Raw genomic sequence first — 21,259 nt, forward strand, 5'->3', positions numbered from 1 at the left:
GGTGATCTTTTTATTGAGAATAATGGATTTCTTAAGCTGTTTTAGTGCGATTAGAAATGAGTGTACCCACTCCATGATCAGTGAAGATTTCAAGCAATGTTGCATGTGGTACGCGACCATCAACAATATGTGCGCTCACAACACCACCTTTGACAGCATCAAGTGCACAACCTACTTTAGGAATCATACCGCCATAGATCACGCCTGTTTCAATGAGGCGATCAACTTCTTGCGTAGTAAGACCAGTTAACAAATTTTTATTTTCATCAAGCACACCAGTAATATTGGTAAGCAAAATCAACTTTTCAGCGCCTAGTGCTTCTGCAACCTTACCTGCAACTAAATCAGCATTAATATTATAAGTATTGCCTTCTTCATCCACACCTAATGGCGCAATCACTGGAATAAAGTCACTTTGAGTGAACATTTCCAATACATCGGTTTTAACGCCTGTTACTTCACCAACCATACCCAAGTCGATATGTTTGATAGAACCGTCTTCTTCTTGCTTTTCCATAAGTAATTTACGGGCACGAAGTAAATTACCATCTTTACCTGTTAAACCAATTGCACGGCCACCATGTTTATTAATCAGGTTAACAATTGATTTATTTACGCTACCACCTAATACCATTTCAACCACTTCCATGGTTGCAGCATCAGTTACACGCATACCGTCAATACGGTCAGACTCGCGGCCTAACTGCTTTAAAAATGAGTCTACTTGTGGTCCACCACCGTGAACAACAATCGGATTTAACCCGACAGTTTTAAGTAAAACGATATCGCGAGCAAATGAACTTTCGAGCTCCGGATCAGTCATCGCGTTGCCACCGTATTTCACCACCAGCGTTTTACCAGTAAAACGTTGAATATACGGCAAAGCTTCAATCAAGATTTTTGCTTTGTCGACACCGATATGCTGATGTTGGGGCATTACGCCTCTCCTTACTTAGGCCTCTGAAAGTTCTTGTGCAATTTGCGGATAGTGCTCTTGCAACATATCTACAAATTTTTGCTGGATTTCCTTTAATCGTAAAGGATTATCTGCATCAAATCTTACTGTAAAATATTCACCAGTATTTGATGCTCGAATAATGCCAAAACCATCATCAAAATCAAGACGTACGCCATCGATTTTACTGATGCGGGCACCTAAACGATGACTTAAAATTTCAATATCTTGTAATACATACTTTGGATCAGACTGATACGTACCAATATAGGTATCTTCTGTACAACATCTTTCTGGATAAGGAGCAAACAATTCAGAAATTGTTGTCGCACTCGATTGTGTAAAATATTCCATTACACGTAATGCAGCATATAGACCATCGTCGTATCCGAAACCACGCCCATCATTAAAAACGTAGTGGCCCGCATATTCTCCACCAAAAATGGCGCGTCCATTTGACTGAGATAAATAAGCTCTTAAGAAGCTACTTCCCGTGCGGATCATTTTTGCTTTTCCGCCAAGTTGTTCAACCGTTTTTTGAACCATGCGTGAACATTTCACGTCAAAAACAATTTCTTGCTCAGGGTGTTGTTCTAAACACATTTGCGCAAAAAGTGATAATAAACGGTCTGCTGTCAATATCTGGGCTTTTTCATCGACTAAAACGACACGGTCTCCATCACCATCCAGAGCAATGCCAATATCTGCCTGCTGCTCAACCACTGCTTTACGCAAATGAGTTAAATGAGCTGCATGCGAAGGGTCTGGTGCATGATCTGGAAACTCTCCATTCGGATGGGTTCGTAAAGCAATGACTTCACAGCCCATTTTTTCCAATATTAATTTTGAGCAGTGCCCAGCAGAGCCATGTAAACCATCTAAAATAACTTTTAAAGGACGTTTTAATTGAATATCTTTAAAAATGGCTTGCTGGTATTTCTGGCAAAATTCAGCTTTAAATTGAGGTAATGTTAACTCAAGTACAGAAATGGAATGAGCTGGTACATAATTTTGAGCTTCGTCACCCACCTGCTGAATCATTTCTGGAGATGGAGGTTCACCTTTTAAAATCCACTTAATACCATTATCCGATTTTGGATTATGGCTTGCAGTCACCATAATGCCATTGCCACCAAAATCTCTCGCAATGTAATACATCATTGGTGATGAACAACAGCCAATGTTGGTAACGTTTAAACCTTGTTCTATTAAAATCTCTTCAATTAATTGTGCATAGGCTGGACTTGTGAGACGGGCATCATAGCCAATCACTAATTGAGTTTGTTCTGCTTGTTTGTATTGTTGTGCCAATCCGTAGGCAATCGAACGAACAACGTCCGCGGTTAAGTAAGAAAGTTTGCCTCTAATATCGTAAGCACGAAAAATACTTTTTGGAAATGAGTGTCTTACATTCATAGCGTATCTTCTATTTAAAGATCAATCCGATCTATCGCAAAAACATAGATTATTCAAAATTTTTGAAAGGTTTGTTTGCTAAAAAAGTTAAAAGAATATGAGTAAAGCGTGTTGTAATATAATCCATTGTAACATTCAAGATATAAAAAGAAACGCCTGTTCAACAGGCGTTTGATTTTCGTTAACATTTTAAAAAACTTATTGTTTACCTGTGTGACCAAAGCCACCAGCACCACGTAAAGTTTCTTCAAATTCTTCTACTTGCTCAAATTCAGCTTGTACGACTGGCACTAAAACATATTGTGCCAAGCGCTCACCTGGTTCTAAACGGAATGTTGTTTGACCACGATTCCAAACTGAAACCATCAATTCACCTTGGTAATCTGAATCGATCAAACCAACTAAGTTGCCAAGCACGATACCGTGTTTATGACCTAAACCTGAACGCGGTAAAATTAAACCAGCAAAATTTACATCATGAATATAAATTGCCATACCTGTTTTAACTAAAACAGTTTGTCCTGGTTCAATATCAATTGCTTCATCGACGCAGGCACGTAAATCTAAACCCGCTGAACCTGCTGTTGCATATGAAGGTAAAGGCCATTCTTTACCTAAACGCGGATCGAGCAATTTCACTTGAACTTTCATGGGATTTCCTAAAAATTAAAAAAATTAACGCTTTAATAAAGCTTTTAAATTTGCCAGATATTGTTGAGCCTGTTCTTTAGGATCAACATTAGCCGCAATTTTCTTTTTACGCCCTAACCACTCAAGCTCATCTTGCGGAAGCTCATCAAGGAAACGGCTAGGCGTCATCTGTTTCATCTGTCCACCATTTTTACGCTGTTCTGCCAGTGTTAACGTTAAACCTTGGCGTGCACGGGTAATTCCCACGTACATGAGACGGCGTTCTTCCTCAATGGTTTCTGCTGCAATCGAGTTTTTATGCGGCAATAGTTCTTCTTCGAGTCCCATAATGTACACATATGGGAATTCCAAACCTTTTGCAGCATGTAGAGTCAGTAAGTTAACTTTGTCTGTATCTTCTTCTTCCTGCTGCTGTTCTAAAAGGTCAAGCAGAACCAGTTTTCGAATGACACTTTCAATATTCTTTTCATCAACGTCTTCTGCACGGTTAATGAGGTTTTGAATACTGGTAAATAAATTCTCAATGTTATCGAGCTTACTTTTCTCTTGTGCAGGTGTTGCAGACTGTTCACGAACGTAATCCATATAACCCGCTTCGTTCATCATTTGACGAACTTTAGGCACAGGTTCATCGTCTTCCAACAATTCACGCGTAAATGTCGCGATAAAGTCAGCAAACTCATGAAGCTGAGTTTCTGCCTTTTTAGGAAGCACCATACTTAAACGTTGGTCAGCAGAAGCACCAAGTAAAGACAAATTATTTTCTTGTGAGAATAAACCTAACTTCTCAAGAGTAACTGGGCCAATCGCGCGTTTAGGCGTATTAATAATACGTAAGAAAGCACTGTCATCTTCTGGGTTAATAATAAGACGCAAATAACTCATCACGTCTTTAATTTCTGCACGAGCGAAGAACGATGTACCGCCAGAGAGTTTATACGGAATTTGCATTTGGCGAAGCTGTGTTTCTAATACACGCGCCTGAAAGTTACCACGATATAAAACGGCATAATCTTTCCAGTTTTTACCGTTCATGAGCTTATGAGTAAGTAGGTCTTTGACCACGCGCTCTGCTTCATCGTCATCATTACGACAGGTAATAATTCTGATGACTTCACCATGCCCTTTATCACTCCACAATTTCTTATCAAAAATATGCGGGTTATTTTGAATAACACAGTTCGCTGCTTTTAAAATACGGCTCGTTGAACGATAGTTCTGCTCAAGTTTAATAATTTGTAAATTTGGGAAATCCTGCTTAAGCAAAGCCATATTTTCAGGCTTGGCTCCACGCCATGCGTAAATCGATTGGTCGTCATCACCTACCGCGGTGAACTGCCCCATTACACCAACCAACAGTTTCACTAAAATATATTGTGCGGTGTTGGTATCTTGATATTCATCGACCAATAAATAGCGAACACGGTTTTGCCATTTATCTCGTACTTCTGCATTTTCTTGCAGTAAACGTGTTGGCATAACAATGAGGTCATCAAAATCGACTGCATTGTAAGCACGTAAATTACGTTCATAAAGTTGATAAAGATGAGCAAACTGTACATCTTCAGGTGTTTCACAAGTTGAATGTGCTTGCTCTGGCACGATCAGATCATTTTTCCAATCTGAAATTTTCTTCATTGCTTTAGCAATTAATTCTTTACTCTCTGCACCTGACAAATTGTCACGATGCATCAAATCCATCAAAATACGTTTACAGTCGTCTGCATCTAAAATCGAAAAATTAGCTTTTAAAGGTAAATTTTTAAGTTCTAAACGTAAAAGGTTTAAACCAAAAGTATGGAAAGTCGAGACAGATAAACCTTTTGATTCTTCACGTGACAAAAGCTTGGTCACACGCTCTTTCATTTCACGGGCAGCTTTGTTTGTGAAGGTCATCGCGGTTATACGATGCGCTGGAATACGGCAATGCTGCACCAAATAGGCAATTTTACGCGTAATTACCGATGTTTTACCTGAACCAGCGCCAGCAAGCACCAATAAAGGGCCCTGAGTATATTTCATGGCTTCTTCTTGCTTGTTGTTCAATTGACTGGCAGATGACATCGTGTATTACCTCTTAATTTTTCGAGCATGATTATAGTCATCTCTGTTTTAGAATCCCAATAGTAAATCTATGGATATGTATAAATGATGTCTAATAATGCAATTTATGCGCCGCAGAATGTCGTGATTATTTCTTGTACTGCACCCATAAAAAAACCACCCGAAGGTGGTTTTTGAAACAATAAACTAAATCTTATTGTTTAGCATAAATGCTGATTTCTACACGACGGTTTTGTTCACGGCCAGTTGCAGTTGAGTTATCTGCGATTGGGTTAGATGAACCAAAACCTTGCGCGTCGATACGGCTAGCAGATACGCCTTGGCTAGCTAAATAACTACGTACTGATTGAGCGCGTGCTTGTGATAATGGAATGTTAATTGAATCATTACCAGTGTTATCAGTATAACCTGTTACAAGAATTGCACTCTTGTTATCTTCAGCCAAAGTTTGAGCAACTTTGTTTAAAGTTGAGTAGAAGTTTGGCTTGATGTTTGATTTGTTTGTATCAAAAGTAATGCTACCAGGCATAACTAATTGAACAGAACCATCTGGATTACGGTTAACGTCTACACCAGTACCCGCCATTTGTTGACGTAATTTTTTCTCTTTTTGGTCAAGGTATAAACCACTAGCGCCACCAAGAACTGCACCAATTGCTGCAGCACGGTTGTTTTGACGGCTAGAGTTTGCACTTGATTTAGAAATACCGTAACCAGCTGCTGCACCGATTAATGTACCTAATGCGGCTTTATCGTATTCAACGCCACCAAGGTTGTTACCTGTTGTTTGACAACCAGAAAGTACTACTGCTGCCCCTACCACTGTTGAAATAACTAATGCACGCATTGCATGCCTCCTCACTTTGAGTGTTTTGTTGTTGAGTGAATAATGAAACAAAAAGGAAGTATAAAACATTGATATTTTGTTAATAATAAACAGTTTAGTTATGTTTTTGTAATATTTTGATGCACTTTAAGATGCTACCTCATCACAATTTCTTCATTGTTGTCTAAGATATCGTTGTATTTCATATTATGACAGTTATAGTTGAACAACTTTTCTATGGATTTTAGACATTCGGGGTCATTCATATGTCAACTGCACCCAATAAGCAATCTGCGCTAAAAAAAATTACACGTGGACTCACTGTAGGTACAGTCATTACAGGAAGTACGTTTTTTCATGGTCCACCTGTTCTTGCACTAGGTCTGACCAAGCTTTTAAAAAAATCATCTAAAATAGATGAAACCAATATTCAAATTACAAACAGCTGGTTAGGGGTAAACAATTGGTTAATTGACCATGTTTTACCAAATCTAAAATGGGATATCACGATTGATGAGGGACTTAACCTAAATATGCAAGGTCGTTATCTCATGACGTGTAACCACCAAAGTTGGGTTGATACAACGGTGAATCAATATTTTGGTTTAACCCGTATGCCACTCACCCGCTTTTTTACCAAATGGGAACTCATCTTTATTCCTTTCGTTGGACAAGCTTTTAAAATTCTTGGCTTCCCGATGATGAAACGTCACACCAAAGAACAGGTTGCAAAGAATCCTGAGCTCAAAGATCGTGACATGATGGAAGCACGTAAAGCCTGCGAGCAGCTTTTAAGCCAGCCCTTCACATTATTGAATTATTTAGAAGGTACTCGTTTTACTCAAGAAAAACATGACCAGCAAAAATCGCCATATAAGCATTTGCTTAAACCCAAAGCAGGTGGCTTGGCACTTGCCTTGAATATTTTGGGTGACAAAATTGATGCCTTAGTTGATATGACAATTGTCTATCCAAATGGTGTTCCAGGATATAGCGATTTCTGGCTCGGTGATGTTTCAAGAATTGCAGTAAATTTGCGTAAAATTGAAATTCCAGACTGGGTTCTTGGTGGAAACTATGAAGATGATGCGGTTTACCGTGAACGTTTCCAACAATGGGTGCATGAAATCTGGACCGAAAAAGATCAACTTATTGAGCAAATGAAATCTCAATATACCTCTACAAATATTTAAGAAAGCATCCGTTATTATGCAAAACAGCGCTGGGAAAAAAACGAAATATCATCATGTAGATCCAAACAGCCTTTCCTTTAAGCTGTTTTTGATCTATGACATCTTTATGGTGTTTATTATTATTTTTAACCTGTTCTGTCTTGCGACTAATTTCTTTTTAATGAGCAGTATTGGGGCATGGTTCTTTGAACACATTCATTTGCCCCAGATATTGAGCTTTTACCGTAATTCATTACACCCGTGGGTGATCACATCAGAAGCTTGGTTTATTGGCTTTTTAATTGTTGAGCTGCTCGTGCGCTGGAGCATTGCGATCATCAATAAACACCATAAACGTTGGTTCTTTTTCCCTTTTATTCACTGGTATGAAATTTTAGCCATTATTCCTCAGCTTCGTTTTCTACGTTTGTTCCGAGCTGGGATTATTGCTTATCGTTTACACGAAATGGGCTATCGAGTTATTCCGGAAAGCTGGCGAAAGACTGGATTATTTTACTATCGCGTTGTCATGGAAGAACTTTCCGATCGTGTTGTTATTACTGTGATTGATGGCATTAGATATGAACTTCAAACCAGTTCTAGCCATAAACAGATTATTCACGACTTGGTTAATCATCATCGTGAGCAATTTACTGCTACCCTAACAGTATTATTACAAGAGTCTTTAGCGACTGCTTTAAAAGAACAAAAACCGGCAATTACAAAAGGCGTTGGGAAAATTGTAGATCAGGCCATAGTAGATACGCCTGAGCTAACCCAATTATTACGCTTAATTCCTTTAGTCGGTGGTCGTATTGAACAGCAAATTCAGAGTATTGGCCAAAGATTAGGTGAAAATATTAGTGCAGGTTTAATTGAACCTTTAATTGAGGGATCACCAAACAGTCCGAATTCTACTTATCAATTAATTTCTCAAAAAGTGAGTGAAATAAATATTAATAATCGTCAGCTTGAGCAATTGGTTGAATCTGTCGTGTTCGAGACACTGGAGTCTGTACGAAAACAGGTCAAGGTCAAACAATGGCAACAAACGCTTGCGGAGTATGATCGAATCAAAGAATAAGCATTTACTTAATTTTTTATTAAACACGCTAGAGAATTGGCACGATTTGTTCTAGCATTTGCTCTATTTACAATAAACTTAACGATATTACAGCTCGTTTTAACGCCTTGAAGGAAGACTTATGGCTGATATCCGGATTACCGGCAGAATGGTTAACTTTAGCAGGATAACCTTCGATACCAATGATCATGATGTGATCCGCCAGCAATTATCAAATATATTAAATGAAGGTTCCTATCAAGGAACTTTAGTAATTATTGATAGTACGGTTGAGCAAGAGTTAATTGCATTAATTCAACTTCTGGTGAGCTTGGGTCTACAGCCTATGGCGGTAATCGATGGTATTTTGGGAGATGAAGCTCGCGCTATTCAATTCCCTGTTTTACCGGCAGATCAACCATTACAGCGTATTAAAGCCACAACAGAACAAGTCGCTATTGTAGAAAAACCTGCTACCGCTCCTGCATCGTCTTCAGCAGAAACAAAAAAACCACTAAACAAGATAGCGGTTGCTCATATTACCTCTTATCATGATGAAATTTTACGTACAGGCCAATCCCTCGTACAAGATAACGGCGATATTATTTTAAAAGCTGGCATGAATAGTGGTTCTGAAGTGATTGCATCAGGAAATATACATATTTATGGCACAGTTCGTGGTAGAGTCATTGCTGGTGCGGGCGGGCACGCAGCTGCACGCATTTTTTGCCAATCTTTAGAGGCTGAGCTCGTTTCCATTGCCGGAACGTATTGTGTCGCAGATGATATCCCTAAACATGTGGTAAAAAAACCAGTACATATTTATTTAAATGAAAAGCAAGAGCTTGAATTTGAAGCGATTGAACTTTAGTTTATTAAGCAAATCACCAAAAAACAGCCCTTTTAAGGGTGAATGACCATAATAGGAGTGGATTCGGTGGCCAAAATTGTTGTCGTAACATCAGGCAAAGGTGGTGTAGGTAAAACTACAACGAGCGCATCTTTTGCAACAGGTTTAGCCCTTCGTGGTCATAAAACTGTTGTGATTGATTTTGATGTAGGCTTACGTAACCTTGATTTAATTATGGGTTGTGAGCGTCGTGTTGTTTATGATTTTGTCAATGTTATTAACAACGAAGCACGTCTGCAGCAAGCCCTTATTCGCGATAAAGATATCGAAAACCTTTATATTTTACCAGCTTCACAAACACGTGATAAAGATGCGTTGAGCGACGATGGTGTTGCTCGTGTTATTGATGAGCTATCTCAAGAATTTGATTACATCATTTGTGACTCACCTGCTGGTATTGAACGTGGTGCAATTTTAGCCATGTATCATGCAGATGAAGCAATCATTGTAACAAACCCTGAAATCTCTTCAGTACGTGACTCTGACCGTATTATTGGTATGTTAGATAGCAAAACCAAAAAGGTTGAACAAAACGAAGGACGTATACGTAAACATTTATGTATTACACGCTTCAACCCTGAACGCGCAGACCGTCAGGAAATGCTGACCATTGATGATATTTCTAAAGATATTTTACGCGTACCGACATTAGGTGTTATCCCAGAATGTCCAAGTGTATTACAAGCATCAAACGAAGGTAAGCCAGTAATTCTGTATTCAGAAACTAAAGCTGGTCAGGGTTATGATGATTTGGTTGCTCGCTTTCTTGGTGAAGACCGTCCTTATAGACACATCACAGCTCAACCTAAAGGCTGGTTAGCACGACTATTTGGAGCGTAGATATGGCAGGATTCTGGAGTAAATTATTTAGCAGTGACGAAAAGCCATCAAGTGCTCAAACTGCAAAAGATCGTTTAAAAGTTATTGTTGCTTCTGAACAAGGTTTAGGCCGCCGTTTAAGCCAAGACAAAATTGATCAGATGAAGAAAGAAATCATGCAAGTGGTTAGTCGTTATGTCAGCGGTGTAGGCGAACAGCATATTCAAATGCAAGTTCGCTCTGAAGCTAATATCGAAATGTTAGAAATGAATATCAATTTACCTGAAGAACGATAATTCTATTTCTGACTATTCAATAAAACAGAATCAAGGCAAAATAACGCAAGTTATTTTGCCTTTTTTAAAACTGAGGAGATTGTCATGGCATTATCACAGCCAGCAACTTTCAATGAAGAATGGTCCGATGAGCGTGTTTTTGCCTACCTCAACCAACTTCCGCCAGCGGGTGTGAACGCAGATTTTCATGTGCTCTACCATGCATTCAAACATATGCGTCCAACAGACTATGAACGTCTTTTGACTCAATTTATTGCGGACGGACGCGATATTAATGCCAAAGACCCTGAAGGCCAACGCATCCATGATGTGATTGCCAAATTTCCGCGTCAATCGGCACCATTTTTAGAAGTTCTAGCAAAGTTTGCTTAAGCTTTTTTTATTTGAATAAGACTGCATAATCTATCTTAGTAAAATTTAGTAGATAGATTATGTGGTTCATTCAAATATCTAAATTATTTACTTTTATAAAAAATAATCTTAAAGTCATCAGCATTATTTCATTCTAAATATAAATTCATGAATCCAGAACCTATTAATTTAAATCAAACACAATCTATCCAATCAAACCATATAGAAAATTTAAAAGTTATTAGCCTTAATAAGTTTATCTTTCTATCCTTTATTTCTTTTAGTCTATACCAAATTTGGTGGATGTTTAAAGCATGGCGATTTTTTCTAATCAAAGATAAGTTAAATATTATGCCCGCTGCTCGTGCAATTTTTTCTATATTATTTTTATATTCACTATTTAATCGAATAAAAACCTATTCAAAAGAACAAGAATATCCTCATGACTTCTCTTCAGGTTGGATGTATCTAGGATATCTCATTACATCTTTACTGGTTCGCCTACCTGATCCTTACTGGCTTATCTCTCTCTGCAGCATTATATTTTTAATCCCAGCCTTTAAAGCGTTGAACTATACACAAAAACAAATAGAAACAACGATTGAGCAAGAAAAATTCAATACACCTCAAATCATTTTAATTATTATAGGTTCTATCATGTGGCTGCTGATTCTTATCAGTTTTATTATATGAATCCTACCTAAGTGATCTAAAATTTAACTTATTAATTTTTTAAAAATATTAAAATTTAGTAATTTAAAAAGCCTCTTCAAGAGGCTTTTTTCTTATCTCAATTTATCGATTTCCAATGAGGAAAATACCAAATACGGTAAAAATGCCACCGGAAATACCATCAATCCATCTTGAAAAATTACGATAAGCTGATCTAAAACTTGGCAATGAAAAAATAAATGTCACAAAGCAGAACCATAAAATTGTTTCGACTGTGACAATAATAAAGAGCAGCCAGTGAACCTGATCAAGTTGAGGGTTGGCTAAAAATAAAGAGAAAACACTACCAAAATAAATAACAGCTTTAGGATTTGATAGATTGGTTATCAGGCCTTTAATAAAAAATAGGTAAGGTGCTTTTGGTAGCTCTACAGCAACATTATCTTCTTGCTGATTTTTTGAAAATGCCGAACGCAACATCTGATAGCCTAACCAACATAAATATAAGCCACCGGCGATGAGTAAACCTTGCTTTAACCAAGCCATTTTTTCAAAAATAAGATTTAATCCCATCAGTGCCAAACAAGCCCAGAACATAACCCCTGCTGTGATACCACCCACCACTAACATAGCGTCTTTACGTGATCGACTAATCGCTGTTTGAGATACAAGAAAAAAATCAGGTCCTGGAGTAATAAGTGCACAAAAATGGATAAAAGCTAACGTAATTAACGCAACTAACATGTTTTCCTCCAGATTTAATTCGTTGTTATTTATTTAGGAAAAATACATTAGCATTTTTTACTATACGTTAAAATCTTTAAGTCATTTTATAAATAGATTCAGTTTATTCAAATTATAAAAAAAGCCTCCAGAGAGGCTTTTTTTAGGGGTAAGTTCTTAAACTAAAATATCTCGCTTACCGTTAGGTCCCATTGCGCTCACAATACCATTCTCTTCCATTTGATCAATGATACGAGCAGCACGGTTATAACCAAGGCTAAATTTACGCTGTAGTGACGATGTAGAAGCTTTACGAGTCTCTAAAACAAATGACACACATTGATCATAAAGTGCATCACGGTCAGAACCACCCTCACCCTCTTCAAAACCACGTGAAGTCGGTTCTTCGTCAAATGGAGTCAAGATTTCGTCGACATAATCCGGCTCACCACGTTCACGCCAAGCATCACAAATGCGGTTGACTTCATCATCGCTAATGAATGCACCATGCACACGCTCAGGTTCGATTTTACCAGGCCCTAAGAACAGCATGTCACCATGACCGAGCAAATCTTCTGCACCACCTGCGTCCAAGATAGTACGCGAGTCAATTTTACTGTTTACACGCAATGCGACACGCGTTGGAATATTGGCTTTAATCAAACCAGTAATGACATCAACAGAGGGACGTTGAGTTGCAAGCAATAGGTGAATACCAGCAGCACGAGATTTTTGCGCTAAACGCGTAATCATTTCTTCTGCTTTTTTACCCACCTGCATAATCATGTCGGCAAACTCATCCGCAACAATCACAATAGATGGTAATGGTGTTAAACGAGGTGCGCGTTCTTGTGTCGCCGAATCACTTGGTTTCCAAGTTGGGTCAATTAGATCTTCCCCATTCGCAATTGCTTCTTCAACTTTACGGTTGTAGTCACTTAATTTACGAATCTTTAAGAACGACATCAGCTTATAACGACGTTCCATTTCATTCACACACCAGTTCAACGCGCTTACTGCATCTTTCATGTCAGTAACGACTGGAGTTAATAAATGCGGAATATCATTATAGTTTGCAAGTTCAAGCTGTTTTGGATCGATTAAAATCAAACGCAGCTGGTCAGGTGTATATTTAAGCAACATCGATAAAATCATCGAGTTTACCGCAACCGATTTACCAGAACCCGTTGTACCCGCAACTAGCATGTGTGGGGCTTTGGCTAAATCAGTTAATACGGGATTACCCGAAATATCTTTACCCATCGCCATACTGATTAATGCGCTTGGATCGCGATATGTTGGCGTTTCCAATAGTTCAATCAAACGCACCATTTCACGGGCACTGTTTGGTACTTCAATACCAATATATGGTTTACCAGGAATTACTTCCACTACACGAACAGAGGCCATCGACATTGAACGGGCTAAGTCACGTGAAATATTGGTTACCTTAGATGCTTTAACACCTGGTGCCAAATCCAACTCAAAACGGGTAACTACCGGTCCTGGTTGAGCTTCAACCACTTGAGCCTTAACATTAAATTCTTGTAACTTAATTTCAAGTAATTCAGATAAACGCGAAAGCTGCTCTTCAGTGAAGTTAACTTTCTTATTCGGATCAACCTTATCAAGTAGATCAAGACCTGGCAAAGTTGGTAAATCCAAACGCTTCTTGGCAACCTGCATTGCACGAGACATTGGTCGACCAGCTGCATCTGTTAATGGCGCATCTAAATCGAAATCATCTTCATCAATATCAAGATTTTCTTGAGGTTTCCCAGCAGTTTCCTGCCATGCCTCAATAAACTCTTCTTTTGAAAGTTTATCGGCCTGAATAGTCGTTTGAATAGGAGCTTTTACAAATGCTGAAGATTGCGCATAACTACTTGCTCTGACAGGTTCAGCGGGCGCAATATCTTCATCTATTAATAAATCATCAAAATCTTCAAAGACTTGTTCGTTTGCTAAATTTTTAGGTGATTGATTTACATTTGATAAAGGTGAAGATGTTTCATTCGCAATATTCACAGATTGTGAAGTTGGTTCTGCTTCTACATGTTGATCTTGAACAAATGGTGTATGCACATCTGTTGCAGTTTTACTGTTTGGAACCGCAGCAAGCAACTCATCAAAAATTTCATCATCATTCCAGTCAAGACCATGTAAGTCTTGTTTAGCTGTAGATTGAGTTTGATGAACTTGTGAAATAGTTTGCTGGAATTGATCATGAGCAGGAGCTTGTTCTGTTGAATCATCAGCTGCTCTTAAAAGTGCATCAATTTCTTGCTTATGACTCGCATCATCACGTTGTAAAGCACGCCACACTTCACCCGTAGCCACTAAACGTTGGCTATCTTTTTCAAGCTTATGGGCTTGCTCAAGCGTATGTTCAAAGTTTTGAGTATTTGCAACTGGCTCAACTGCTACAGGTTCAGGTCGGCTCTGCTCTTTCGCTAAGACATCTGCAAATAACCTTTCAGCAACCGCATCATGTCGTGTTGCTGTAGGTTGTGATTGAGTAGTTTCAGATTGAACTGGCACTTCTTTTTCATCTGAAGCATTGGCCTCAGTGTTTTGTGCAACTTTAACTGCCGCTGCTTTGTTAGCAGGCTGAGTTGTTAAGTCATAATCCGATTCGTTTGGTGATACGTTTTTATAAAATAAATCTTGTAAATAGCTTGGTGTCGCTTTGAGCGTAACCCATGTTTTGCTCCATTGCACCCCAAATGCAAGAGTAAACAAAACCACTCCGAAAACGAGTAAGAATAAAGTCGCGCCATAAATTGTTAGCAATTGAGATAGGCTTTGACCTAACTCGTAACCAATAATTCCCCCAGCCGCATTATCTAAAGTATCTGCCGGCACATTCCAATGTAAATAAAGCAGGCTAGACACAACCAAAATTAAAAAGAATTGTGCAGCATAACGAAATGGGCGGTTTAAAAAACTACGTGGCCACCACACCTGTATTGCTTCAATAAAAAGGAAAATTGGAATAAGCAAACTTGCCCATCCTAAAAAACCAAACAGCAAATCTGCAATCCATGCGCCAGCAATACCACTTGCATTGGATACTTGCTGAGTATCACTGGAAATATGCATCCAGCCCGGATCAAATGGTGTATATGTTACTGTTGCCAGAAACATATAAATGCCAAAAGAAACCAAGAATAATGTCATCAATAAGCGCTGTGCATAAACACTCGACACCGCAGTCATATACTGTCCTGTAACCCATTTAATTATTGGTTTAGAGATGTGAAGAACTACATTCTAGATCTTCAACGAATGAACTTTATATTATGCACCTGTTCTTACAAAAAAGGTGCATGATTCTTTACAGTTGTTGTTAACATGAGGCACTTCTATATTGTTATATAACTTAATTCGATTGACCTGATCAATATTATCCACATTGATTTAACGCTATTGATCGGCAAATTCACGTATAATTTTCAAAATTCTCGAAATAAATAAGGATACCCTCAATGAGTGCTCGTCATTCTCGGTTAATTATTCTCGGTTCTGGCCCTGCGGGCTATAGTGCAGCTGTCTATGCAGCACGTGCAAACCTTAAACCTACTTTGATTGCAGGTTTACAACTAGGTGGGCAACTTACAACAACAACCGAAGTTGACAACTGGCCGGGCGATCCTGAAGGTTTAACAGGTCCTGCATTAATGGATCGTATGCAAGCACATGCTGAACGCTTTGGTACAGAACTCGTCTATGACCATATTAACGAAGTGGACTTAAACGTACGTCCTTTTGTTCTAAAAGGTGATATGGAAGAGTACACATGTGATGCTTTGATTATTGCAACTGGTGCTACAGCTCAATATCTTGGCCTAGAGTCTGAACAAAACTTTATGGGTCAAGGCGTAAGCGCATGTGCAACATGTGATGGTTTCTTCTACAAAAACCAAAAAGTAATGGTTGTAGGTGGTGGTAACACTGCTGTTGAAGAAGCGCTTTATTTATCAAATATTGCTTCACATGTAACGCTAGTACACCGCCGTGATAGCTTACGTTCTGAAAAGATTTTGCAAGATCATTTATTTGCCAAAGAAAAAGAAGGCAAAATCAGCATTATCTGGAATCACGAAGTTGAAGAAGTATTGGGTGACAATACTGGTGTAACAAGTGTTCGCCTTAAATCAACTCAAGATGAATCTAAGCAAGACGTAGAGGTTCATGGTCTATTCGTTGCAATTGGCCACAAACCAAATACTGGAATGTTTGATGGTCAATTAAACTTACGTGATGGCTATATCCAAGTACAAAGCGGTACTTCTGGTAATGCAACAGCAACTTCTGTAGCTGGTGTTTTTGCTGCTGGTGACGTCGCTGACAGCATTTATCGTCAAGCGATTACTTCTGCTGGGTCAGGCTGTATGGCTGCTCTAGATGCTGAAAAATATCTAGATAATCTCGCTTAATTTAATCGATGCAACAAAAGACATCCAATAAACGATTGGGTGTCTTTTTTTATGTTTTATGATGTTTATCTCTTTATATTTTCAAAATGGTCTAAATGTGTAAAACGTCCTGACCTCGTCTGATATTGGTCAATCTGAGGAACTAACCGTTGAAAGTGCTCAGACTGAACATGTCGATCTAATGCTGCCTGGTCTACCCATTCCTCAATAAAAACAAAATGTCCTAAATTTTTTATATCATGATATAAATCATACGCGACACACCCCTCTTCACACCGCGTTTTATCAACAAGCCCTTGATAAATTGGTAAAACCAAATCAATTTTCTTAATATCAATAAAATCTTCTGCAATAAGTTTTAGCATCACGCAAACCTTTTCTATTCGTTCATGCATGCTAAAGTTGAACAATAAAAATTGTCAATGAAGCTTAGTTACGTTAATTTTGAACCATTCCATTTCATTTTATTTTCTATGCAGAAACTTCCACTCTCTCAATTCATTTTTCCTGACCCGATTGAAGCCGATCCGGATGGTCATGGTTTAATTTGTATTGGAGCTGATCTCTCCCCTTCTACTCTATATGAAGCATACACCCACGGATTATTTCCGTGGTTCAATGAAGATGAACCCATTTGTTGGTGGAGCCCTGAGCCTCGGTGTGTGATTTATCCTCAAAATTACAAGCCAAGCAAGTCTCTCCTTAGAAACATGAAAAAACATGATTATACAATTACCGTTAATCATGCCTTCGAAGAAGTTATTCGCTCATGTTCTTTACCAAGAAGTTATGCAGATGAAACTTGGATTAGCGAAGATATTATTCAGGGCTATTGTGAGATGTTTAATGCTGGCTATGGATATAGTGTGGAAGTCTGGGATCAAAACGAACTTGTCGGAGGTCTATACGGCATTACGATTGGCAAAGGATGCTTCGGTGAGTCAATGTTTAGTAATGAAACAGATGTTTCAAAAATGGCTTTTTATACATTAATGCTGATTGGACAAGAAAATCAGCTCCCTTGGGTAGACTGCCAACTGGTAAATAGTCACTTAATTAGCTTGGGGGCTTGTACACTTTCTCGTCAAGAATACTTAAAATCGTTACAAGATGTAATTATTCACCCCTCTATCAATTGGAAAAAGTATCAAGAACGTGTATTTTCAAGTAAAACAATAGCATTAGATGCAAAATTAATGGAATGATAACAGGAGGGACCAATCATGAAATCATATCACCCGAAGTCCCTTTTAAATGATCTGCAGTATTATATTACTCCACCTCATGATTGCAGCTACCTAGAAAATAAATCGGCGCGCATGGTGTTTTTAGACCCTATTCATCGGATTGATGTGGTCACTCTTTCAGAACTTTCTCGTTTAGGATTTCGCCGTAGCGGTGACTTCGTTTATCGCCCTGAATGCCATTTATGTAGACAATGCTTATCTTGTCGCGTTCCAGTTGCCGATTTCCAAATGAACAGCATGCAAAAAAAAGCGTGGAAAAGAAATCAAGATCTGACCATGACTGTTTTGCCAACTCAACAAGCTGCTCAAATTCATTATGATTTATATGAACGCTATATTAATGAACGCCATGCTGATGGTGATATGTTCCCACCAAGCTTAGATCAGTTTGAAAAATTTTTAGTACATAGTTGTACAGATAGCTTTTTTCTTGAGCTTTGGAAAGATAACCGTCTAATCAGTGTGTCTACTTGCGATCTAATGGATGATGGATTGTCTGCGGTCTATACTTTTTTTGATCCTGAAGAACATCGTAGATCACTGGGTGTTTACTCTATTCTGAACCAAATCGAATACGTTAAATCGCTTGGTTTAGAATATCTTTATTTAGGCTATTGGGTGCCGCACTCAGCCAAAATGAATTATAAATCGCAATACACCCCTTTAGAACTTTTACTCGATGGGCAATGGCGCCGCTTAAACAGATCCTTATCACCCGAGGAAATTCAACAGTTAGGTACGTCGCTTATGACAACATTACCTTCTGAATGGAATAATTTAATTATTAAATAATTTTGATCTAAATTTCTTATGAAAAGCAATCAGATCAAAATTTAGAATAAAGAAGCAAAATCATCTGTACAGGTTTTTACCATAATGACTGCATGTTCCCGCCCCCCTTCTGGGGTAGGATAATAATTGCGACGAAGGTCGATTTGGTGAAAACCTGTTTTTTCATATAAACCGATAGCGGCTTTATTACTTTCCCGAACTTCTAGAAATATTTGTACTGGTTGATTTTTTAATTGATCAATTGATGCATTTAATAATTCATATCCTAAGCCCTGACCTTGCATTTTAGGATCAACTGCCATGAGTAATAAATTTGCTTCATCCAATACTGGTTGTAAAATACAAAACCCAACGACTCTATTTTGTGACTCAATAACGGTACATTGATAAGAATTCAAAGATTCTACAAATTGCTGTCTTGACCATGGGTGTGTTTGCACTGATTTTTCGATTTGTACAACAATATCAACATCAGTGTTTTGCATAATACGAATCATGGGGTTCAGCACAATCAAAGTTTTAAAGTAATGCGTATTATAAAAACTTCACAAGAAAAAACGAGTAAAAAAAAAAGGACAATTAAATTGCCCTTTTTTACCATCCTTTTTAGAGACCTAGTTTTTCACGCCAAGTTGCTAACAGCGCTGTAGTATCAGAATCATTTGGATGAAATTTTGGTCTTAAGAAATCAAGTAACTCTGGAATTTGACGTGTCATAAAACCTTTACGACCATACATAAACTTAAGCATGTACTTCGTATCTTTCCAAGTTAATTTATCATCAGTCTTGAGTAACTTAGCAGTAAAATAAGATTGTGTTGCAAAGATTAATGCCATTGCAATAATTAAAGCTGCTGAGCGCATAAAATAAGCTTTCGGACCTTGCCCATACATGCTTGTGTACACATCAAATGCCACAGCTTTATGTTCATTTTCTTCAACTGCGTGCCACATCCATAAATGATACATCGTGTTGTCTTGGAACATCGCCTGAATTTCAGGGTTTTGTAAAAGCTCAGCCGCAATCGTAGACGTAAAATGTTCTAGCGCACATGTTCCAGTCAAATCAATCATTTCTTTGGTGTAGCCAAAAGGTTTCATTAACTTGGTTACAACAGCCGTACCCATCTTAATGACTTTTCCTGTTTGCTTTTCCATATGACGGACATCATAACCATAAGCCTGCGCTGAAGCATTAAATGCTAAATGCTCTTTCGAATGCATTGCTTCTTGACCAATAAAAGCACTGATTTCTTTTTGAAGATCTGGATCGGCAAGCTTTGGATCATTTCGAACAGCACGAGTACTATTTACAAAGAACTGCTCACCCTCTGGGAAAAGGGCCGATAATGCTGTCATAAAATGTGTTAATGCCGCATCATAATTCGCCCAATAGCGTGGGACCTGAGCAAATTCAAAGTCCATACGACGCACGGGGAAAGTAGCACCAGCACGATTGGAAATATTTACCTTAGCATTCATCTCAGACTCCTTTTAAGTGAATAGCTAATTCACATATAACTTTATTTATTTTCTTAATATTTATAATCATACGTCTTTCGATGTACCAATTAAGTGCAGATGAGGACAGAGAAATATCAGATGAGGTCATTAATAACCGCATAAAGGTGCATAGATTTACTTATACTTATTGTTAGCAAATAATACTTAAAAAGAAAAAAGGGCTACTCATGAGCCCTTTCAAATCAACATAGATTTAAATTACAAACCTAACTTTGCTTTCCATGTTTTCAATAGACCAACTGTATCTAAGTCATTTGGATGAAAACCAAGTTTAAAGTAAGCTAACATTTCTTTAGCCATACCACTAATAATACCTTTAGATGGGCTATATCCATATTTATAAATTACTGATAGTTCATTTAAATTCAACTTATTGTCTTGTTTTAATAAACGAAGTACAAAAGATGATTGAATCAAAAAGATTAAAGTCATAGCAAATACTAGTGAACTGGTTCGTAAGGCATAAGCTTTTACACCCTTACCAAATACACCTTCGTACACGTCAAAAGCTACAGCTTTATGCTCATTTTCTTCGATAGCATGCCAATACCACATGGTTGACATTGTTTCATCTGTCATAAGCTCTTGAATATGGTTATTAACTAATAACTGTGAAGCGATAGTAGCCGTAAAATGTTCAAGTGCTGTTGTAGCTGTCAGGTCAACCATTTCTTTGGTCATACCGAAAGGTTTAACAATTTTTACAAAAGTTTTAATTGCTGTTTGAATCGCTGTGTCGGTAAACTTCTCTAATGTTTCTACATCGTGACCAAACTTTTGAGCAGAAGCATTAAAATTTACATGCTCTTGAGTATGCATTGCTTCTTGCCCAATGAAGGCACTAATCTCTTTTTGTAATGCTTCATCATCTTTAATAGATGGGTGATAACGTACAGCACGTACACTATCTATGAAGAATTTCTCACCTGCCGGAAACAAAGCCGACAATGCTGTCATAAAGTGTGTGAGTCCAGCAGAACCATTCATCCAATATTCTGGTACATCATTAAAGTCAAAGTTCATACGACGTACAGGAAAGCTCGCCCCTGCGCGATTAGTAATATTCACTTTAGCATTCATACCCAAAGCTCCTTATTAAGTAATCCAAATTACTCAAACTTTATTGTTCGTTTTCTTGATTCTTATCATACAAATTTCATAAAAAGGATTAAGGGTAAATAAGGACATTGAAATATCAGTTAAGGCCAGCTTTTATAGTGATTGTTAGACAATTAAATATAAAAAAAGCGCTCTAAAAAGAGCGCTTTTTTTCACTGAAAGTGATTATGCAGTTACTTTCGCAACAACACCAGCACCTACAGTACGACCACCTTCACGG

General features: G+C 38.0%; 21 protein-coding genes. 10 read left to right on the forward strand and 11 right to left on the reverse strand.

The genetic code is table 11. The features are described from left to right. Positions 1-31: 31 nt before the first annotated feature. The 5 genes from argB to ODQ17_RS06280 form a co-directional block, all read right to left on the reverse strand. Positions 32-937: an acetylglutamate kinase gene (argB, locus tag ODQ17_RS06260; RefSeq protein ID WP_004794131.1), complete on the reverse strand. Its 906-nt coding sequence runs from the start codon at positions 935-937 to the stop codon at positions 32-34. Between the two features lie 15 nt (positions 938-952). Beyond that, positions 953-2,371: a phosphomannomutase/phosphoglucomutase gene (locus tag ODQ17_RS06265; RefSeq protein ID WP_013198765.1), complete on the reverse strand. Its 1,419-nt coding sequence runs from the start codon at positions 2,369-2,371 to the stop codon at positions 953-955. Positions 2,372-2,569: 198 nt separating this feature from the next. Further along, a complete protein-coding gene (gene dut / locus ODQ17_RS06270; RefSeq protein WP_003653255.1) occupies positions 2,570-3,022 on the reverse strand; it encodes a dUTP diphosphatase in 453 nt (150 codons plus the stop codon). Positions 3,023-3,046: 24 nt separating this feature from the next. After that, positions 3,047-5,086 carry a UvrD-helicase domain-containing protein gene (locus ODQ17_RS06275; protein ID WP_004794135.1) on the reverse strand — a complete coding sequence of 680 codons (2,040 nt, stop codon included), beginning with the start codon at positions 5,084-5,086 and terminating at the stop codon, positions 3,047-3,049. Between the two features lie 193 nt (positions 5,087-5,279). Then, the gene (locus tag ODQ17_RS06280; protein WP_111856009.1) at positions 5,280-5,933 is read right to left on the reverse strand and encodes an OmpA family protein; all 654 of its coding nucleotides are present in this window, start codon (positions 5,931-5,933) and stop codon (positions 5,280-5,282) included. Positions 5,934-6,178: 245 nt separating this feature from the next. Between ODQ17_RS06280 and ODQ17_RS06285 the strand changes: the two genes are divergently transcribed. The 7 genes from ODQ17_RS06285 to ODQ17_RS06315 all read left to right on the forward strand — a co-directional run bounded on the left by ODQ17_RS06285 (position 6,179) and on the right by ODQ17_RS06315 (position 11,216). Further along, entirely contained in the window at positions 6,179-7,105 is a 927-nt protein-coding gene (locus tag ODQ17_RS06285) for an acyltransferase (protein WP_322902458.1), read from the forward strand. 16 nt (positions 7,106-7,121) lie between these two features. Continuing rightward, complete coding sequence (locus tag ODQ17_RS06290; RefSeq protein WP_322902460.1) at positions 7,122-8,168, forward strand: preprotein translocase subunit SecA; 1,047 nt, start codon at positions 7,122-7,124, stop codon at positions 8,166-8,168. Positions 8,169-8,289: 121 nt separating this feature from the next. Next, entirely contained in the window at positions 8,290-9,018 is a 729-nt protein-coding gene (minC, locus tag ODQ17_RS06295) for a septum site-determining protein MinC (protein WP_004641649.1), read from the forward strand. Positions 9,019-9,084: 66 nt separating this feature from the next. Further along, positions 9,085-9,897, forward strand: a complete 813-nt coding sequence (gene minD / locus ODQ17_RS06300; RefSeq protein ID WP_004794144.1) for a septum site-determining protein MinD — start codon at positions 9,085-9,087, stop codon at positions 9,895-9,897. A 2-nt stretch (positions 9,898-9,899) separates the two neighbouring features. Beyond that, a complete protein-coding gene (minE, locus tag ODQ17_RS06305) occupies positions 9,900-10,172 on the forward strand; it encodes a cell division topological specificity factor MinE (protein WP_003653273.1) in 273 nt (90 codons plus the stop codon). 84 nt (positions 10,173-10,256) lie between these two features. Further along, on the forward strand, positions 10,257-10,544 hold the full coding sequence (locus tag ODQ17_RS06310) for a PA4642 family protein (protein WP_003653274.1): 288 nt from the start codon (positions 10,257-10,259) through the stop codon (positions 10,542-10,544). Positions 10,545-10,691: 147 nt separating this feature from the next. Continuing rightward, entirely contained in the window at positions 10,692-11,216 is a 525-nt protein-coding gene (locus ODQ17_RS06315) for a hypothetical protein (RefSeq protein WP_322902464.1), read from the forward strand. A gap of 102 nt (positions 11,217-11,318) precedes the next feature. Here the strand turns inward: ODQ17_RS06315 and rhtC are convergent, their stop codons facing one another. Together rhtC and ODQ17_RS06325 are read right to left on the reverse strand one after the other, a co-directional pair. Next, positions 11,319-11,939 carry a threonine export protein RhtC gene (gene rhtC / locus ODQ17_RS06320; RefSeq protein WP_322902466.1) on the reverse strand — a complete coding sequence of 207 codons (621 nt, stop codon included), beginning with the start codon at positions 11,937-11,939 and terminating at the stop codon, positions 11,319-11,321. A gap of 156 nt (positions 11,940-12,095) precedes the next feature. After that, positions 12,096-15,137 (reverse strand): DNA translocase FtsK, encoded by a 3,042-nt coding sequence (locus ODQ17_RS06325; protein ID WP_322902468.1) that lies wholly within the window; start codon positions 15,135-15,137, stop codon positions 12,096-12,098. 269 nt (positions 15,138-15,406) lie between these two features. Between ODQ17_RS06325 and trxB the strand changes: the two genes are divergently transcribed. Continuing rightward, positions 15,407-16,357, forward strand: coding sequence for a thioredoxin-disulfide reductase (gene trxB / locus ODQ17_RS06330; RefSeq protein WP_107881034.1), 951 nt, complete (start codon positions 15,407-15,409; stop codon positions 16,355-16,357). Positions 16,358-16,422: 65 nt separating this feature from the next. Here trxB and ODQ17_RS06335 read toward each other — a convergent pair whose 3' ends face one another. Then, positions 16,423-16,722: a putative quinol monooxygenase gene (locus tag ODQ17_RS06335; RefSeq protein ID WP_322902469.1), complete on the reverse strand. Its 300-nt coding sequence runs from the start codon at positions 16,720-16,722 to the stop codon at positions 16,423-16,425. 108 nt (positions 16,723-16,830) lie between these two features. Here ODQ17_RS06335 and aat point away from each other — a divergent pair, with 108 nt between their 5' ends. Together aat and ODQ17_RS06345 are read left to right on the forward strand one after the other, a co-directional pair. Further along, positions 16,831-17,562 carry a leucyl/phenylalanyl-tRNA--protein transferase gene (gene aat / locus ODQ17_RS06340; protein WP_322902488.1) on the forward strand — a complete coding sequence of 244 codons (732 nt, stop codon included), beginning with the start codon at positions 16,831-16,833 and terminating at the stop codon, positions 17,560-17,562. A gap of 18 nt (positions 17,563-17,580) precedes the next feature. Then, entirely contained in the window at positions 17,581-18,396 is an 816-nt protein-coding gene (locus tag ODQ17_RS06345) for an arginyltransferase (protein ID WP_322902471.1), read from the forward strand. 41 nt (positions 18,397-18,437) lie between these two features. On the opposite strand, the gene rimI is transcribed toward ODQ17_RS06345, so the two are convergent. The 3 genes from rimI to ODQ17_RS06360 form a co-directional block, all read right to left on the reverse strand. Continuing rightward, positions 18,438-18,893: a ribosomal protein S18-alanine N-acetyltransferase gene (gene rimI, locus ODQ17_RS06350; RefSeq protein WP_013198774.1), complete on the reverse strand. Its 456-nt coding sequence runs from the start codon at positions 18,891-18,893 to the stop codon at positions 18,438-18,440. Positions 18,894-19,002: 109 nt separating this feature from the next. Continuing rightward, complete coding sequence (locus ODQ17_RS06355) at positions 19,003-19,878, reverse strand: metal-dependent hydrolase (RefSeq protein ID WP_322902474.1); 876 nt, start codon at positions 19,876-19,878, stop codon at positions 19,003-19,005. A gap of 240 nt (positions 19,879-20,118) precedes the next feature. Next, positions 20,119-21,000 (reverse strand): metal-dependent hydrolase, encoded by an 882-nt coding sequence (locus ODQ17_RS06360; RefSeq protein ID WP_322902475.1) that lies wholly within the window; start codon positions 20,998-21,000, stop codon positions 20,119-20,121. Positions 21,001-21,259 lie beyond the last annotated feature (259 nt).

Source organism: Acinetobacter sp. IRS14, from assembly GCF_034650275.1.
Lineage (GTDB): Bacteria > Pseudomonadota > Gammaproteobacteria > Pseudomonadales > Moraxellaceae > Acinetobacter > Acinetobacter oleivorans.